This window comes from Aureibaculum marinum (assembly GCF_003813905.1).
GTDB lineage: Bacteria > Bacteroidota > Bacteroidia > Flavobacteriales > Flavobacteriaceae > Aureibaculum > Aureibaculum marinum.
This window is the reverse complement of the sequence record NZ_RPFJ01000030.1, coordinates 58,764-74,841: the sequence shown is the minus strand read 5'-3', so window position 1 is coordinate 74,841 and position 16,078 is coordinate 58,764. Positions and strand designations below refer to the sequence as shown.

Annotated in this window: 10 protein-coding genes; 7 read left to right on the top strand and 3 right to left on the bottom strand. The window is 32.0% G+C overall.

Features of this window, described 5'->3' with window-relative positions:
* Window positions 1–5: 5 nt before the first annotated feature.
* From xylA to EGM88_RS12875, 3 genes are all read right to left on the bottom strand, one after another.
* Entirely contained in the window at window positions 6–1,322 is a 1,317-nt protein-coding gene (gene xylA, locus EGM88_RS12885) for a xylose isomerase (protein ID WP_123898840.1), read from the bottom strand.
* Between the two features lie 114 nt (window positions 1,323–1,436).
* Window positions 1,437–2,918, bottom strand: a complete 1,482-nt coding sequence (locus tag EGM88_RS12880; RefSeq protein ID WP_123898839.1) for a xylulokinase — start codon at window positions 2,916–2,918, stop codon at window positions 1,437–1,439.
* 136 nt (window positions 2,919–3,054) lie between these two features.
* A complete protein-coding gene (locus tag EGM88_RS12875; RefSeq protein WP_123898838.1) occupies window positions 3,055–3,768 on the bottom strand; it encodes a ribonuclease activity regulator RraA in 714 nt (237 codons plus the stop codon).
* Window positions 3,769–3,862: 94 nt separating this feature from the next.
* On the opposite strand from EGM88_RS12875, the gene EGM88_RS12870 reads away from it, so the two are divergent.
* The 7 genes from EGM88_RS12870 to EGM88_RS12840 all read left to right on the top strand — a co-directional run bounded on the left by EGM88_RS12870 (window position 3,863) and on the right by EGM88_RS12840 (window position 16,075).
* Window positions 3,863–4,810 carry a sugar phosphate isomerase/epimerase family protein gene (locus tag EGM88_RS12870; protein ID WP_123898837.1) on the top strand — a complete coding sequence of 316 codons (948 nt, stop codon included), beginning with the start codon at window positions 3,863–3,865 and terminating at the stop codon, window positions 4,808–4,810.
* Window positions 4,811–4,903: 93 nt separating this feature from the next.
* Complete coding sequence (locus tag EGM88_RS12865) at window positions 4,904–7,198, top strand: chondroitinase-B domain-containing protein (RefSeq protein ID WP_317126546.1); 2,295 nt, start codon at window positions 4,904–4,906, stop codon at window positions 7,196–7,198.
* A 109-nt stretch (window positions 7,199–7,307) separates the two neighbouring features.
* Window positions 7,308–9,593 carry an alginate lyase family protein gene (locus EGM88_RS12860; protein ID WP_123898835.1) on the top strand — a complete coding sequence of 762 codons (2,286 nt, stop codon included), beginning with the start codon at window positions 7,308–7,310 and terminating at the stop codon, window positions 9,591–9,593.
* 22 nt (window positions 9,594–9,615) lie between these two features.
* Window positions 9,616–9,990: a cupin domain-containing protein gene (locus EGM88_RS12855; RefSeq protein ID WP_123898834.1), complete on the top strand. Its 375-nt coding sequence runs from the start codon at window positions 9,616–9,618 to the stop codon at window positions 9,988–9,990.
* A gap of 497 nt (window positions 9,991–10,487) precedes the next feature.
* Window positions 10,488–13,601: a SusC/RagA family TonB-linked outer membrane protein gene (locus EGM88_RS12850; RefSeq protein ID WP_123898833.1), complete on the top strand. Its 3,114-nt coding sequence runs from the start codon at window positions 10,488–10,490 to the stop codon at window positions 13,599–13,601.
* Between the two features lie 31 nt (window positions 13,602–13,632).
* Window positions 13,633–15,099, top strand: a complete 1,467-nt coding sequence (locus EGM88_RS12845) for a RagB/SusD family nutrient uptake outer membrane protein (protein ID WP_123898832.1) — start codon at window positions 13,633–13,635, stop codon at window positions 15,097–15,099.
* Window positions 15,100–15,121: 22 nt separating this feature from the next.
* The gene (locus EGM88_RS12840) at window positions 15,122–16,075 is read left to right on the top strand and encodes a PKD domain-containing protein (RefSeq protein WP_123898831.1); all 954 of its coding nucleotides are present in this window, start codon (window positions 15,122–15,124) and stop codon (window positions 16,073–16,075) included.
* Window positions 16,076–16,078: the final 3 nt, after the last annotated feature.

Genomic DNA, 16,078 nt, shown 5'->3' with positions numbered 1-16,078 from the left:
GGCGATCAAATATATTGATTGATTATATTTTCAAACAATTCTTGTTTACCACTTTTTAATGGTAATTCTCCATTTTCTTGAGCTATTTCATACAAATCTTGTAAGTTTAATTTACCCAATTCAAAGTCTTTTCCTTTACCAGAATCAAAAGAACTATATCTTTCTTTTCTTAATTTTTGATATGGCGAAGAACTGATAATCTTATCTGCTATTAATAATGCTCTAGCAAAAGTGTCTGCACCACCAATATGAGCATAAAAAATATCTTCTAAATCGGTAGAATTTCTTCTTATTTTAGCATCAAAATTAATTCCACCTCCTTGTAAACCACCAGCTTTTAAGAAAACAAGCATAGCTTCAGTAGTTTCTTGAATATTGTTTGGGAATTGGTCTGTGTCCCATCCATTTTGATAATCACCTCTATTAGCATCTAAACTACCTAACATTCCTGCTTTAGCAGCAACTTCAATTTCATGTTGAAAAGTATGTTGAGCCAATGTAGCATGATTAACCTCAATATTTATTTTAAAATCTTTATCTAATCCATATTCTCTTAAAAAACCAATAGCAGTAGCTGTATCAAAATCATATTGATGTTTCATAGGTTCCATAGGTTTTGGCTCAATAAAAAAGTTTCCTTTAAAACCTTGAGCTCTAGCATAATCTCTTGCCATAGCTAAAAACTGCCCCATATGATCAAGTTCACGTCCCATATCTGTATTTAATAGAGACATATATCCTTCTCTACCTCCCCAAAAAACATAATTTTCACCACCTAATTTAATAGTAGCATCTAAAGCCAATTTTATTTGCCCTCCGGCTCTTGCTACAACATTAAACTCAGGATTGGTTGCTGCACCATTCATATATCTAGGATTTGAAAAACAATTAGCAGTACCCCAAAGTAGTTTAATACCTGTTTCTTTTTGTTTATTTTTAATATAATCAGTTATTTCATTCAAACGACTTTCTGATTCTGCAAATGTTGATGCTTCTTGAACCAAATCATAGTCATGGAAACAGAAATAGTCAAATCCTATTTTTGAAATAAATTCAAAAGCTGCATCTGCTTTATCTTTTGCTGCTTGAATTGGGTCTGAAGATTTATCCCATTCAAAGTTCTGAGTACCAGGGCCAAATGGATCGCCTCCCTGACCACAAAATGAATGCCAGTAAGCTATTGCAAATTTAAAATGCTCTCGCATGGTTTTACCTGCTACCACTTGTTCAGGGTTGTAATATTTAAAAGCTAACGGGTTGTCCGACTCTTTTCCTTCAAACTTTATTTTTCCAATGCCTTTGTAGTACTCTTTTGTTGCCATTTTTAAATTTATTTAATAATATGTTATCATAATCTCATATAATAGATGAGATACTTGAATAAACATGAATTGTTAATTTCTAATTTGTATATTATTTTCTATCTACCTTTTTAATTACTGTTGTAACTTATTTTTAAGTTCTTTAGTCCAACAATTATATGCCTTTAAATAAGGCTTTTTATTATTTGATGGAACAATTGTTTTTATATAATCGTTATCCATAATCATTTTACCATGTTTTGCAAACCCTTCATTGCTTATTCCGGCAGCTCTTGCAGCACCTATAGCTCCTGTAGTATTATAAATTTCAATCTCTTGTCCGATTAATGTTGCTACAGTAGTTGCAAAAATTTCTGAGCGAAATAAATTATCATTACCTGTTCTAATTACTTTAGGCTTGATACCATCAGAAATTAAAATTTCCATACCATAAACAAACGAAAAAGCAATCCCCTCTAATGCTGCTCTACACAAATGCCCTTTATGATGATTATTTAAATTAATATTGAATAGACTTGTACCTAAATCGATATTGTTTAACATTCTTTCGGCTCCATTTCCAAAAGGTAATATGCAAACGCCTTCAGATCCTACCGGAATTTCTGATGCTAAATTATTCATCTGCTCATACGAACTCACATCTAAATTATTAAGCAACCATCTGTATTGAATTCCAGCACCATTAATATTCAATAATTTACCAATTCTTGGCTCTAATTTTGTATAATTAACATGAGCAAAATTATTAACTCTAGTACTTTCTTTTCCTGATAAATTATCTGTAACAGCATAAAAAACGCCCGAAGTACCACCTGTAGCTGCAACTTCTCCGGGATTAAACACATTTAGAGTTAATGCATTATTTGGCTGGTCTCCTGCTCTATACATAATTGGAGTACCTTCTGCTAATCCACTTTGAGAAGCCCCGTTTTTATCGACAACAGATTGCAAACCAAAGGTGTCTACAATAGCAGGAATTTTATTTTTATCTATCTTATAATAATCCAACAAAAACTCAGCTATGGTATCATTCTTAAAATCCCAAAAGATACCTTCTGACAAACCAGAAATAGTCGTATTAATTTTATTTGAAAACTTATAGGCTATATAATCTCCTGGGAGCATAAATTTATACGTTTTAGCATAAAGCTCAGGCTCATTATCTTTTACCCATTTAAGTTTTGATGCAGTAAAATTAGCAGGGGAATTTAGCACATGAGATATGCATTTTTCTTCTCCAATAGTTTGAAAGGCTTCATTTCCTATTTCAACAGCTCTACTATCGCACCAAATAATTGCATCTCTTAAAGGTTGTCCATTATTATCAACAACCACAAGACCATGCATTTGATAAGAAATACCTATTCCTTTAATTTCTGTTTTTGAAATAGCATACTTCTTCTTTAATTTTAAAATTGCGTTACAAATATGTTGCCACCAATCATCAGGGTTTTGCTCTGCCCATCCATTTTTTACAGACAACATACCCATTTCTTTTTCTGGTTCATGAACAACTCCTATACTTTTTCCGGTAATAATATCAACCAACGCGGCTTTTATGGAAGAACTTCCAATATCGAGTCCTAAATAATACAAATTTTTGGGTTTTTATGATTAAAAATGATATATCAAAATTAACAAAAAAAAGTAAGTATTTACTTAAATTTAGGCAGAACTATTAGAAATTTTATAAGAAAAATAAATGACAATTTAAAATCCAAAAAGTAATTAATTATTTTTTCTTTTTCCAGTTTTCAAATGCCGCTAAAGTTTCTTGACTTGTTGGCGGATACAATCCTATAATAGCACTACCTTCATTCACTTTTTCTAACACAAAATCCTCAAAAATGGTCATTCTAGCACATTCTTCAGCAACTTCATCAACAATTTCTGAAGGTATTACCATAACTCCATCATCATCTCCAACAAGAACATCTCCTGGAAATATAGCTACATCACCACATGCTATAGGTATATTAATATCTATTGCTTGATGCAACGTTAGATTGGTAGGTGCAGAAGCTTGCTGATGATAAGAAGGAATACTTAATGCTGCAATTTCAGCTGAATCTCTAAATCCGCCATCAGTTACAACACCTGCAACTCCTCGTTTCATTAATCGAGTTACTAATATAGAACCAGCTGAAGCCGCTCTAGCATTCTTTCTACTATCCATAACCAAAACAGCTCCCACAGGACAAGTCTCAACAGCTACACGTTGCGGATGCTCTTTATCAGTAAAAACACTAATTGGGTTCAAATCTTCCCTTGCAGGAATATACCTAAGCGTAAATGCTTCTCCAACCATGGTTGGTTTTCCTGTTTTTAAAGGTTTAACATTTTGAATAAATTGATTTTTTAACCCTCTTTTAAAAAGGCAAGTTGCAATAGTTGCAGTACTTACTTTTACTAATTTCTTTCTTGTTTCAACTGTTAATTTGCTCATATTATTTTATTTTTTTGTTAAAAACATGGTCGATTCAACAAATATACATATATTTGGTAAACCAATTTGGTTAACCAGTTGTATTTGCTAATTTATGAAAAGTTTATCAAGAAGAAGTTTTATTGAAAAAACGGGCCAACTAGCCTGCCTACTTCCATTGATAAGCTTTACACCCCCCTTCTGGTCTGCACCCAAATCAGACAATCTCGCTGTTAACATTTTTTCTAAACATTTACAATTTTTAAATTATAAAGATGCTGGCGAAATAGCAGCAGAAATAGGTTTTTCAGGTATAGACTTAACCGTAAGACGTAATGGCCATGTATTGCCAGAATTGGTCAAAACAGATTTACCCAAAGCCGTAAAAGAAATTAAAGAAGCTGGATCTACTTGCAATCTTATCACAACTAGCATTGAAAGCGTAACCAACCCTTTAGATATTGACATTCTAAAAACAGCTGCCAATGTTGGAATAAAATATTACCGGACCAATTGGTATAAATATCCTAAAAACAAAACGATGCAACAGGCTTTAAAACAATATCAGTCCGAAATAAAAAAATTGGGTATATTAAATAAACAATTAGGCTTGATAGGTAGTTATCAAAACCATGCAGGCACCGATATAGGTTCTTCTTTTTGGGAAATAAAAGAATTGTTAACAACTGTTGATTCTAATTATTTTGGCACCCAATACGACATTAGACACGCAATGGTTGAAGGAGGCTTTTCATGGCAAAATGGATTAAAACTTCTATACCCTCATTTAAAAACAATAGTATTAAAAGATTTTAAATGGGCAAGAGTTAATGGTAAATGGCAAATAATTAATACACCTATTGGTAAAGGCATGGTAGATTTTAATAGTTATTTTAAACTTTTAAAAACGTATCAATTACAACCACCTGTTTCATTACATTTAGAATATGATTTAGGAGGAGCCCAAAGTGGTAAATCAAAAATATCAATAGATAAAAAATTGGTCTTTGAAGCCATGAAAAAAGATTTATCTGCAGTGCAAAAACTATGGCGAAAAGCCTAACTAATATATCAAACTTTAACAAAGAACTAACTTATGCATACCATCATTAATTTTTTAAATCAGAAACGTACAATAAGAAAAAGTTTAATTTTTTTGAGTATTATTTTTGTAAGTTTTGGCTGTAAAAAAGAAAACAATAGTAAAACTGAAGTATTTGTTACTAATGAAAGTGAATTAAATGAAGCTATTTCAAAAGCCGAAGCAGGAAACACAATTATAATGGCAAATGGAGTATGGAAAGATATACAAATTAAATTTATAGGAGAAGGCACAGAAAAAGCTCCAATCACTTTAAAAGCACAAACTCCAGGAAGCGTATTTATAGAAGGGGTTTCTAATTTAGAAATGGCAGGAAATTACCTTGTTGTAAATGGTTTATTTTTTAGAAATGGATACACCCCTACTAACGATGTTATTTCTTTTAGGGTAAGTGAGAAAAAAGTAGCTAATCATTCTAGAGTTACAAACTGTGTTATTGTAGATTACAATCAACTTCAGCGTGATAAAGACGATCATTGGGTTCAACTTTATGGAAAACACAATCAGTTCGACCATTGTTATCTTGCTGGAAAAACCAACGGAGGTCCAACATTAAGAGTAGATATTAGAGGAAATCAAAGTATTAGAAATTATCATCAAATAGTAAATAACCATTTTGGTCCAAGACCTAGAAAAGGAGGAGCAAGAGGTGAAACCATTCAATTAGGTGGTAGCTTTTCATCGATGTCTCCAGGAAACACAATAATAGCAAACAACTTGTTTGAGGAATGTAATGGAGAAGTTGAAATTATATCTAGCAAAACTAATTTTAACGAGATTAGAAATAATGTCTTCTATAAAAGCGAAGGGTCTGTAGTAACACGTCATGGTAATTATGCTATTATTGATGGTAATTATTTTATTGGCGACGGTGTAAATAAAAACTATGGAGGTATTAGACTTGTAAACACAGGACATTGGATTACAAACAATTACTTTTATAATATTATTGGTGAGAACTTTAGAAGTGCCTTAGCGGTTATGAATGGCATTCCGAAATCTCCATTAAACAGATATAATCAAGTTACCGATGTGGTAGTTGCTTATAATACCTATATCGATTGTAAATCGCCTTGGCAATTTGGAGTTGGTACCAACATCTCACAAGCCGATGTATTACCTAAATCCGAAATACGCTCAGCTAGAGCTCTTAGAACTGAAGTAGTAAATAATATAATTTACAATAAAGTAGGTGATAAAAATGTAATTATTGAACATGACAAAGCAGACGGTGTAACTTTTAAAAGCAACATTATTAATAATCAAAGTGTAAATTTTTATGACACCTTAAAAATCAAAGCTGCTGATTTTACACTAACTAAAGTTAGTGAGAACATTTATTTACCAACATTAACAAACGAATATGAAATATATAAAGGTTTTGGATTTGAGACAATTACTAAAGACCTTTTTGGAAACTCAAGAGAAACTAAAAATTCAATTGGAGCAACCGTTCAAGGTGAATATATAGATCCTGAAATTTTAGATAAAACTAAATACGGAGCCGATTGGTATTCTAATGAAATAGAACCTACTAGTCCAAACATTGTAGTGGCTACCAATACAGAAGATGATTTAGAAACAAAAATTTCAACTTCTAAATCTGGAGATATTATCTCTTTAAGCCCAGGTAAATATTACATCTCGTCACCTTTAGTAATTGATAAAACTATTACTATTCAATCTAAAGAAAATGAAAAAGCTGAAATTATATATACAGGAACAAAAAACACTCCTTTGTTTGAATTAAACCCTTATGGAATATTAACACTTAAAAACATTTCACTTACTGGTAATGGCGAACAAATTGTTTTTTCTAACCTTAAAGAAAACATGTCAAATCACTACGGACTAACGGTTCAAGAATGTGACATTAACAATTTTAATTATGTACTAAAAGCATATAAACAAACATTTGCTCAAGAAATCACTTTTAAAAATAGCACTATTTCTAATTGTGAAAACGGAATAGAATTATCAGAAGAGACTAATGACAAAGGAGATTATAATGTAGAGTTTTTAACTATTGATGGTTGTACTTTTACCAACATAAACCAAAACATAATAGACTATTACAGAGGTGGTTATGACGAATCAACCATTGGAGGGAATTTACTAATTACGAATAGTACTTTTAAAAACTGTGGTAGTAAAGAACAGAACAAAATTTTATTAAACCATAGAGGTATTGTAAATGTAGCTATTCATAATAATTCATTTGTAGATAATAAAGTAAAGTTAGTAGCTCTATTGTGGGGTGCAAAAAATAATGTAGCATCTGACAATACCATTCGTAATTCTGGCATCATTAAAACTGAAGAAAACTTAAAACAAAAATTAATGTATTAAAAATTAGAATATCATTATTTTAAAACTCAAAACAAAATTACATCATCTAACACTCTGTTTTTCTATCGACTACAGCCACTTTTTAGAGATGTTTTTATAAAAACTAACTATGAAATTAAATAATAAAATCCAATTTATCCGAATTATTCCCATACTTCTACTAATATTAATAGTTAGCTGTAAAAAAGAAATGCCAGCTCAAAACAAAGTCAATACTGAGGTTTCTAAGAGCAGCGATCATCCAAAGCTTATATTAACAAAAGCTGGAGTAAATCTTATAAAAAAAGAATTAGGAAACATACCAATATTTGACAACTCTCTAAAAGAAATTCAAGCTGAAGTTGATACTGAAATTGAATTAGGAATAGAAACTCCTATACCTAAAGATTTTTCTGGAGGATATACACATGCTAGACATAAACGCAACTTTTTAATTATGCAAAAAGCAGGAGTCTTATATCAGATTTTAGATGATGAAAAATACGCAAAGTACGTAAAAGACATGCTTATGCAATATGAAGCTATGTATAAAACATTACCTGTACATCCACAGACACGCTCTTATGCAAGAGGCAAGCTTTTTTGGCAATGTTTAAATGATTCTAATTGGTTAGTTTATGTGAGCCAAGCATATGACTGTATTTATAATTATTTATCTAAAGAAGAACGAGAAAAATTAGAAACAAATCTTTTTAGACCATTTGCTGACTTTATTTCTATTGAAAACCCTCAATTTTATAACCGTGTTCACAATCATAGTACTTGGGGAAATGCAGCCGTTGGGATGATTGGTTTGGTTATGGGAGACGAAGAATTAGTGAAGCGTGCTCTTTATGGTATTGAAAACGATGGTTTAGAAGCTGGAGCTAAAGATAATGATGGTGGATTCATAAAAAACAAAGATGGAAAAGCTGGTTTTTTAGCGAATATAGAAGAACCTTTTTCTCCAGATGGATATTACACAGAAGGACCTTATTACCAACGCTACGCTATGTACCCATTTTTAATATTCGCACAAGGACTTCATAATGTAAAACCTGATTTAAAAATTTTTGAGTTTAAAGACAGTGTTCTGTTAAAAGCTGTTGATGCTTTAATTAATCTCTCAGATGCTGATGGTGAATTTTTCCCTTTAAATGATGGACAAAAAGGAATGTCATATTATACAAGTTCTCTGGTTTCTTCAGTTGATATTGCTTATCATTTTGGTGGAAATAATCCCGAATTATTAAGTATAGCAGAAAAGCAAAATAAAGTTACGTTAGACGACGCAGGACTTTCTGTTGCATTGGGAATAAAAAATAAAAAAACAAAACCATTTACAAAAAAGTCAATCGAATTAAGAGACGGACCAAAAGGCAATCAAGGTGCCGTAGGTATTCTTAGAAGTGGAGCTTTAGAATTGGTATACAAATATCCAGGTCATGGATTAAGTCATGGACATTTTGACAAGTTGTCTTTTTCACTTTATGAAAATGGCGAAGAAGTAATTCAAGATTATGGCTTAGTACGTTTTGTTAATATTGAACAAAAAGGCGGAGGTAACTATTTAAAAGAAAATAAAACATGGGCAAAACAAACCATAGCTCATAATACCTTAGTTCAAAATGAAAAATCTCATTTTCAAGGAAAGTATGAAATAGGTTCAAAACATCATTCAGAAAAATATGTATTTCATGTAGAAAACGAAAACATTCAAATAGCAAGTGCAAAAGAAAAAAATGCATATCCTGGAACAATCATGCACAGAACTATGGTCATTATTAAAGATAATGAATTTACCAACTCTCTTGTGCTAGATATAATGAGAGTTGTATCCGACAATAAAAATCAATACGATTTGCCTTTTTATTATTTAGGTCAATTAATACAAACTAATTTCAACTATAAAACTCTTAATTTCTTAACTCAATTAGGCAATTCGGACGGGTATCAACATTTGTATCTGGAAGGTTCTGGAGATGCAACTGGTGAAAACATAAAACTAAACTGGTTGCATAATAATAAGTTTTATACACTTACCTCTATTACTTCAAACAAAGACGAATTATTATTGGCTAGAATTGGAGCAACCGATCCTGAATTTAACTTAAGAAGAGAGCCTACATTCATAATCAGAAAGAAAAACACACAAAATGCACTTTTTGTATCAACTATAGAATCTCATGGTACATATAGTCCTGTTTCTGAATTTGCTGTAAACGCATACAGTAATATTAAAAATTTAGAAGTCACATTTAACAATTCAGAATACACTGCAATTCGTATTGAATATATCAATGGAAAAATAGCTCTTTTTATATTAGCTAATAACAACGCTTCAAAAGAAGCTGAACATACATTAAAAATAAACGAAAAGAACTACACTTGGAAGGGTTCTTATTATTACAAATAAATTAATCATAAAAAATAAAGAAATGAAACGATTTAGTGAAAAGTACATCATTACAAAAGAAATGGAATGGGAAGAATTAGGAGGAGGAGTATCTAGAAAATTCTTAGGTTACGACAACCAAATCATGATGGTAAAAGTGAAATTTGACAAAGGTGCATTAGGTTCACCACACCAACATTTTCACACTCAAGCCACCTATTGTGTTTCTGGAAAATTTGAATTTGAAATTGACGGCGAAAAGAAAATTATAGAAGCCGGAGATGGCGTATATATTGAACCTAATTTAATGCATAGTGCCATTTGTTTAGAAGAAGGAATACTAATTGACACATTTAGCCCTGTAAGAGAAGATTTCTTAAGTGGTAATGAGGTATCTTACTTTGGAGATCAATCATAAAAAATTTCATCAACCACAGTAAAAAATTAAAAACAGTTTTAATTAATTGAGAAGATTTTTACTCTTTTCAATAGACAATATGCACTAAAACTGAAAGTTTAATTGAACTTTTTATCCTATTAAGAGAGGATTTTACAGAGCTAAAACACTAAAAATTAAAATTATTTTGTAATCACAAATATTTAATGTATTTTTGGTATACCAATTTGGTTAACCAATCTGGTATACCAAATTTTTATTAATATTAACAATTAAATATAACCATAACAAAGAATAACAAACTCTTAAAGAAGCTTCTGACTAAAATAAAACTCAGTGCTTATCATATTTGAATCAAAATTTAACTAATAAAGTGACAACTCAAACTAATACATACAAATTATTTAGTCCATTTGAATCTATTATAGAGACGTCATTTTATAAATTCAATGAGTATATAAACTCATATCAGAATAACAAGAACTAATCAAATAATTACGAACATAATATGAATCAATATGAAATTAAAAACTAAACTAGCTCTATTTATAGCTTTAGTTGCAAATATCACCTTATTTGCACAAGAAAGTTATACATTAACAGGTACAGTTACAGCTCAGAATGACAACACTCCTATTCCAGGTGCAACTGTATTAATTGTTGGTGCCAATAAAGGAACAACAACAGATTTTGACGGTCTTTATTCTATTGAAGTTAAAAGTGGTGACATATTACAATTTTCATTTATAGGATATGTAACTCAGGTATTTACCATTACAGATCAAAAAAACATAAATGTATCTTTAGTTGAAGACAACAACCAATTAGAAGAAGTTGTTGTAATAGGATACGGAACGCAAAAGAAAAGTCATGTAACAGGGTCAATATCTAAAGTAGTTAATGAAGATTTAGACCAAATTGCTACCTCAAGAGTAGACGATGCATTGGTGGGGCAAGTTTCTGGGGTAAACATTCAAGCTACTGATGGTGAAGCAGGTGCTGCTCCAACCATAACCATTAGAGGTGTTGGTTCTATGGCTGGTGATTCTACACCTTTAATTGTTGTGGATGGTGTAATTGTAGATGCAAGTTTTTTGGGCTCACTAAATATGAACAACGTTGAGTCTTTTGAAATTTTAAAAGATGCAGCGTCTTCATCCATATATGGTTCTAAAGGTTCAAACGGTATTATAATGATTACTATGAAATCTGGTATTTCTGGTAAAACAAGAATTAATTATAGCACGTTTACTGGTATAAAAACTCCTAGAAAAAGTGACGCCTACGGTTTTACAACTGCTGAATGGGCAGAACAACAAATGGCAGAAAACGGAGTACTATCTCCATACACCCAAGCTCAATTACAGATTGGTACTGATAGATCTTGGCAAGATGTCTTCTTTGAACAAGGGGTTATTGTAAGTCATTCCTTATCACTTCGAGGTGGTAATGACAACACAAAATATACTGTTAGTTTAAACTATTCAAATGATGAAGGTGTAATGTTAGTTGATAACTATAAAAAATATGGTGCCCGTTTAAAACTAGACAGTAAAATAAATGACAAATTTAGCATCGGTGGTAGTTTTAGTCCTTCTTTTACTGACCGAAGAAGATTTTCTGAAAACATTCATAACGTAGCTAGACATCAACCTTGGTTACCAATTTATCATACCGAAGAGTCACTCAAATATGTAGATCCTAATGGTGCCTATGCAGATATACAAGTAGGTGACTACGCTAGACAAGATCATTTCACCATTTTTGATATGGATGGAGATGGTGAAATTGATGACATCCTTAATAACATAGGTAATAGTAACAATGCCAATCCATACGCTAGAATTGTTGAGCGAAATAGATCTGATGAAAAATTTCAATTATACGGTAGTTTCTATGGTAAATATGACATTACTGATCATCTTTCTTTTAAAACCACATTAGCAGGTTCTTACAACGACACTAAAAGAATAGATTATATGGGAACTCAAGCTAGAGAAAGTATTACCGATGCTTATATGCAAGAAATTTCTCAAAAAGAAAATTATATAATTTTTGATAATTTTTTCAATTATGACAATTCTTTTGGCAAACACGATGTAAGCCTTACTGTAGGTGCCTCTGTTGAAAGTAGAAATTATTTCTTTTCAGGATTTAAAGGTACTGGATATACTAATGATGTAGTACAACAAATTACAAATGCAACAGCCATTTCAGAATTTGATGGTTTTGAATGGGAAAAACGAGGAATCTCTTACGTATCAAGGGTTACTTATGCTTATGACAATAAATATTTAGCTTCATTAAGTATGAGACGTGATGGAAGTTCTATTTTTGGTTCTGAATATAAATATGGTAATTTTCCCGCGGCTTCGATTGGTTGGAATATATCAAGTGAAAACTTTTTACGCGAAAGCAACTTTATAAACATCCTTAAACTAAGAGCTAGTTATGGGGTAACCGGGAATGACCGTTTAAATACTGGATCTACAGACCCCGATGCACAAGGTAGTTCTGCTGTACTAAGCACAGGGAACATTCTTGTAGATTATTATCCTCATTTAGCCTTATTGGGTGCAGCTAATTCTAGCTATGTGGTTGATGGTAGTGTGCAAGCTGGATTTTCTCCTTTAAACATTGCCAATCCTGATTTAAAATGGGAACGCTTAATAGAAATTAATCCTGGTATTGATTTCGGTATCCTAAATAATAGAATATCAGGTTCATTAGATTGGTACAGAAGAACCAGCGACCAATTATTACTTAACAATCCTATTTCGGTAACTACTGGTTTTTCTGGTGCTTTAGTAAACTTGGGAGAAGTAAAAAATGAAGGTTGGGAGCTAGAATTAAGAACTAAAAATATAGCTTCTGAAAAATTTAATTGGAACTCAACACTTATAGCTACAACAAATAAAAACACTTTAGTTGATTTTGCTGACTCTGATGGTCAAATTACAAGTTTAGACCCAAGTAGACCTGCAGAATGGATTAACTTAGAAGGCGAACCAATATCATTATATTATGGGTATGTAGTAGATAAAGAACTTGATTTTGAAGATAGAGACAGACCTTACAGACACGTTGGTGCTCAAGCTGGATTAGTATATGTAAAAGACTTAAATGGTGATGGTGTACTAGATGACGAAGATAAAACTGTTTTAGGAAATCCTTACCCTGAGTTAATTTGGAGTTTCACTAATGAATTTAACATTGGTAATTTCGATTTCTCTTTTATGTTTCAAGGATCTCATGGTGCAGAGGTACGAAATATTGCCGATCATTATTTATTTAGCCATAACAATAACAGAACTATACTTGACTCCGCAACTAACACAGAGTTTTTGGTAGATAAATATTTTACCAACAGCATGATACAAGACGCATCATATATTGCATTAAGAAATGTAAATGTAGGGTATAACTTACCAAGTGATGCTGCTGAAAAATTAGGTATTTCAGGATTAAGAATTTATGCTACAGGTCAGAATTTAATTTATAAAACTGCTGACAATTACACAGGATGGAATCCTGAAGCATTAGACAAAACAAGTCCAACACAATATGGATATCAAAGAGGTGGATCACCAATATACAGTACTATCTCTCTAGGTTTAAATTTAGATTTTTAATCATTTTTTTAACGATTTAACAAATAATATTATGAAATATTTACAACATATAGCTCTAATTTTAGTCATAACTACAATCGTTTCGTGTAGTGACTATTTAGAACCTGTACCAAGCTCTTCTATTACAACCGATAATTATTATTCATCGGCTGAAGAATTAGAAACAGGCTTAATTGGTGCATACGCCGCAGTTCAAGGTATTAATAGTAGTAGTAAAGATGATAATCATGGTGTACAGTGGGAATTTTATGTAACCGAAATGCGAAGCGATAATACCAGTACAAAAACACCCGACTCAGAAGATGCTTCTGATGCCGGTCAATTAGAAAGTTTTGATGTACTTCCTACAAACAATTTTGTTCTAAATTATTATACTAGTTTTTTTCAAGCTATTTATAGAGCAAATGTTATCTTAGAAAATTTAGATGTTGTAGAAAACAGTGCAAGAGCAAAAACTATTGAAGCTGAAGCTAAATTTTTAAGAGCCTATGCTTATTTTAACTTAGTTAGGCTATTTGGAGATTTACCATTAATAGATCGTGTTATTACTCCTGCTGAAACTGAAATACAATATACAAGAGTCAGTACTAATCAAATTTACGAACTAATTATTAGCGATTTAGAAACCGCAGTTTCTGGCTTGGATAATTCTTACAAAACAAGAGCATCAAAACCTGCTGCTCAAGCCTTATTAGCTAAGGTTTATTTAACGTTAGAAACTCCTGATTATACCAAAGCACAAGTGTTATGCGAAGAAATTATTAATAGTAATGATTTTGCATTACAAAATGATTTTCACGATGTATTTTATTCAGAATTAAATTCGGAAATTATTTTTGCTATAGGGTATAACAGTAGTGTACAAGACAACAGTCAAATATTCTCCGCAGAATGGATGAATGCCGTTGGTCATACCAGTGGAGTAAATTATGCTACTACAGATGTTGTTGCTGCAATTGACACCTACGGAGGTAATAGAATAGAAGATTCTTACAGAGAAGATCCTCTTACCCTTTTTGGAGGAACTGTTAGATATCAAGTTGCAAAATATTTTCCAGATGGGGAAACTGGAGGAAGTGATGGACAAACATTTACAGGCTTACCTCAATTAGCAGGTAATGACTGGATTGTACTACGCTATGCTGATGTATTGTTAATGCATGCCGAAGCCATTTTAGCTGGTTCTTCTGAAACCACAAATGGCAATGCTATTGACTCATATATGGAGGTTCGTATTAGAGCAGGTTATGACCCTATAAATGATCGCCCTACTAAGCTTACTAAAGAAGCTCTTTTAGTAGAAAGACGTGTTGAATTTGCTTTTGAAAATCATAGATTATTTGATTTGATTCGTTTTGGAGAGGCTCAAGCTGTTCTTTCAGAATTTGCAACTGCAAATGGATTCAACTACACTTCCACAGATCTATTACTGCCCATTCCTCAAAATGAAATAAATTTAAGTAATGGTGTAATGTATCAAAACCCAGGCTATAATTAAGATAAATTAAAACATGAAAGTCATGAAAAAAATTAATCATTTAATAAAATTTGTATCAAAATTATGTTTGAGTACTTTGGTTCTTATTACATTTCTTTTGACTACATCTTGTGATCCTACAATTGACGCTTTGTCGTATGATTTAGCTGAAGCTAATTCAAAACCAGATTTAAAACCACCTGTAGCTAGTTTTAAAGCTACAGAAACATCAGATTTTTTAACCTATGATTTTTCCAACACCTCATCTAGTGCAACAGACTATCTTTGGGATTTTGGAGATGGCAATACCTCTACAGACGTTGATGGAGCCAATACCTACCCTGATGAAGGCACTTACACTGTTACCTTAACAGCCACAGATAAACTAGGAAAATCAGACACCTTCTCAATGGATATTGAAGTTGTTGAGCCTGAAGAACCTCTTGCAATTGTTCCAGAAATATTAAATGGAGATTTTAGTGAAGGAACAAGCAACTGGAAACCATCAAAATTTTCAGATGACACTAAAGGAAATACAAAAGCTTTTAATGCCAGTTCAGATGGCGATCCAAATAATTATGATGGAACACCTTCTGGAGCAAGTAAAACACCTGGTGCCAAATGGACGGGCGGTACCTCTGCGGGGCCTTCTTTAAGTGGCAATACTAGGTATGCTTACCAAGCAATTACAGTTTCTCCAAATACAAATTATATTTTAGAATATAGTTATGCTATTAAAACAGACAAAGACGATATTGAAGGTGGTGATCGAGTTGTTGTTGAAATTTTAGATGGTTGGTTTGAAGATGGAGCCGATGCCCTTAACAGTACTCCTCTAGTTCAACTCGTTGGTGACGAAGCTAATGGAAAAGGAAATTTTAAAGTTGTAAAACAAGTATTTACTTCAAATGCAACTGGTGAAATTGCAATTTGGATTTATGCCATCACAAATGATGAGCTTTATGTAGATAATGTTAAAGTATATCCTGCTGGATAATTT

Bases quoted from the DNA above. Each gene is read 5' to 3' on its own strand.
- EGM88_RS12855 (WP_123898834.1), top strand. From the start codon at position 9,616: ATGAAACGATTTAGTGAAAAGTACATCATTACAAAAGAAATGGAATGG.
- EGM88_RS12860 (WP_123898835.1), top strand. From the start codon at position 7,308: ATGAAATTAAATAATAAAATCCAATTTATCCGAATTATTCCCATACTT.
- EGM88_RS12875 (WP_123898838.1), bottom strand. From the start codon at position 3,768: ATGAGCAAATTAACAGTTGAAACAAGAAAGAAATTAGTAAAAGTAAGT.
- xylA (WP_123898840.1), bottom strand. From the start codon at position 1,322: ATGGCAACAAAAGAGTACTACAAAGGCATTGGAAAAATAAAGTTTGAA.
- EGM88_RS12845 (WP_123898832.1), top strand. From the start codon at position 13,633: ATGAAATATTTACAACATATAGCTCTAATTTTAGTCATAACTACAATC.
- EGM88_RS12850 (WP_123898833.1), top strand. From the start codon at position 10,488: ATGAAATTAAAAACTAAACTAGCTCTATTTATAGCTTTAGTTGCAAAT.
- EGM88_RS12840 (WP_123898831.1), top strand. From the start codon at position 15,122: ATGAAAAAAATTAATCATTTAATAAAATTTGTATCAAAATTATGTTTG.
- EGM88_RS12870 (WP_123898837.1), top strand. From the start codon at position 3,863: ATGAAAAGTTTATCAAGAAGAAGTTTTATTGAAAAAACGGGCCAACTA.